Origin of the sequence: Thermus arciformis (assembly GCF_900102145.1) — a bacterium.
Lineage (GTDB): Bacteria > Deinococcota > Deinococci > Deinococcales > Thermaceae > Thermus > Thermus arciformis.
The window spans coordinates 1-1878 of record NZ_FNBC01000081.1; the positions used below are offsets into that span (position 1 = coordinate 1).

The 1878-nt window shown below is 72.7% G+C and carries 5 protein-coding genes; 4 read left to right on the forward strand and 1 reads right to left on the reverse strand.

Translation table 11 applies throughout. The features are described 5' to 3' along the window. The first annotated feature begins 231 nt into the window (after window positions 1-231). The 4 genes from BLP62_RS13375 to BLP62_RS13385 all read left to right on the forward strand — a co-directional run bounded on the left by BLP62_RS13375 (window position 232) and on the right by BLP62_RS13385 (window position 1657). Window positions 232-567 carry a hypothetical protein gene (locus tag BLP62_RS13375; RefSeq protein ID WP_093008755.1) on the forward strand — a complete coding sequence of 112 codons (336 nt, stop codon included), beginning with the start codon at window positions 232-234 and terminating at the stop codon, window positions 565-567. Next, complete coding sequence (locus BLP62_RS14485) at window positions 567-701, forward strand: hypothetical protein (RefSeq protein WP_012477514.1); 135 nt, start codon at window positions 567-569, stop codon at window positions 699-701. The genes BLP62_RS13375 and BLP62_RS14485 overlap by 1 nt, the downstream gene beginning before the upstream one ends. Window positions 702-749: 48 nt before the next feature. Beyond that, complete coding sequence (locus tag BLP62_RS13380) at window positions 750-1130, forward strand: hypothetical protein (RefSeq protein ID WP_093008756.1); 381 nt, start codon at window positions 750-752, stop codon at window positions 1128-1130. Window positions 1131-1390: 260 nt separating this feature from the next. Then, window positions 1391-1657: a helix-turn-helix domain-containing protein gene (locus tag BLP62_RS13385; RefSeq protein WP_093008757.1), complete on the forward strand. Its 267-nt coding sequence runs from the start codon at window positions 1391-1393 to the stop codon at window positions 1655-1657. Here BLP62_RS13385 and BLP62_RS13390 read toward each other — a convergent pair. After that, a partial coding sequence (locus BLP62_RS13390) for a DUF2188 domain-containing protein (protein WP_093008758.1) occupies window positions 1654-1878 on the reverse strand: 225 nt, incomplete at its 5' end. The genes BLP62_RS13385 and BLP62_RS13390 overlap by 4 nt on opposite strands.

Sequence of the window (1878 nt, forward strand, 5' to 3'; positions counted from 1 at the left end):
CCTCGAGGCCCGCCTCCCCGTCTGGGTGGCCGGGGAGCCCCGTCCCCAGGGTCCGGGGTGGGTCCCCCTCTCCCTGGCCGGGGTTCCGGGGTGGGTTCTGCACCCGGTTCAGTCCAGCCTCTTCTAGCTCAAGGGGCTTGACAAGCTAGCTTTTGTGTCATATTATGAGGACGGAAACGGAGGCCGGGACCCCGCCAAGAGCCAGGCCTCCGGGTTCCAAAGGAGGGAACCATGAAGCAGGTTAGCACGCAGGCAAAGGTTCTCACTAGGGACGAGGCCGTTCAGCAGGCCGCTTGGGCCATCGCCCGCGCCCGGGAGAAGCTCGCCGAGCTCTACGGCTGGGCCCTCGCCGGGGAGGCCACGAGCTGGGTGGCCCCCACCCTCCTGGCCCGGGACATCCTCGAGGCCCTGGAGGAGGCCCGCGCCCTGGCCATCGCCTTCGCGGACGTGCTGGCGTTTGGTGAGACCGTGGGCGCCTTCCTGGAGGAGGCCCGCCTCGAGGCCGCCCGCATCCTCCGGGAGAAGGAGCCTGCCCAGCCCGCCGGGGAAGAGGAGGTGCCCTTCTAATGCGCGCCCTCGCCCTTCTCCTCGCCCTTCTCCTCCTCCTCTCCGCCCCCGCCTCGGCCCTCGGCCCCCAGGATCCCGGCCGGGTGTCCCCCCTCTCCGATGAGGTGAAGGGCCTCGGCCCCGGCACCAGGTAGCCCGCGCGGGGGGCGGGGTCTTCCCGCCCCCCCTTCCAGGAGGAAGCCGTGAGCGAGAACCTGACCCAGATCCAGACCGAGGAGCTCAAGGCCCGCGTGGATGAGGTTCTGGAGGCCCTCAGGGACCGGGCCCGGGCCCTCATCGCCGCCATCGCCGCCCACGCCGAGGCCAGGCTGGCCCTCGAGGCGGCCCAGGACGACCTGGAGGACGCCCGCGCCCGGGCCATCCGGGAGGGCCTCGAGGGCAGGAACGAGGCCCAGCGCCAGGCGGAGCTCCTGGAGAGGACGAGGGAGCAGGAGGAGGCCTACAGGAGTGCCCGGAGCGTGTACCGGGTGGCCGAGGCCAACCTGGAGATGGCCCGGGTGGCCTGGGCCCTGGAGAAGGAGGCCCTTCGCGCCCTCGCCGCCCTCCTCTCCCGGGAGGCCTGAGGGAGGCCCCGGCCTCGCCTGCCCCCCGCGAGGGGGGGCGGCGGGCCGGGGCGCGCCCTTGCCCACCACCCGCCGCGGGCGCGGGACTCCCCTCCGGGCCGGCGCTCGGCCCCCGGGCCGCCGCGCCGTGCACGCCGCCGCGGTCCAGCTGACGCTCGGCCCGGGGGCCGCCCTCGGGGGCTCGCTCCGCGCGCCGTGCACGCCGCCGCGCGGAAGCTTCGCCCCCTCGGGACGCGCCGGCCCCTGCCCGCCGTTAAGCTATGGGCGTGCCTAGGCGTCCTCTGTACCAGCCCGAGAGGTTCAAGGGCCTTCCCTGCTCCGCCCGGCTGGTCTGGTTCCACATCTGGGCCCTTGGGGAGGGAGAGTACTCCGCCCGGGAGCTGGCCCAGGAGCTGGAGATGAGCCCGGACGCCGCCGCCCGGGCGCTCCGCCTCCTGACCGAGCGGGGGCTCCTGGAGGTGGTGCGTCCTCCCGCCGGGTCCAGGGCGGGGGCCTACCGGGTGGCCCGCAAGGCTCCTGGCGCTTAGTGCTTCTTATCCTTCGGGGGATAGGGGTCGTTGCCGTAGCTGTCCCTGTCCTGGATTTTGCCGTCCTTTCCGTGGATCGTCAGCTCACCACCCGCTTGGCGGGCTTTTTCACGGGCGTACTCCACCGCTTCCTTCTTCGTGTCAAAGATTTTGGAGGGCCGGTCTGATCCCTCGGGTTTCGCAGCCCACTCGTCCCCGTGAGGAACCACTCGCCAGTTCTT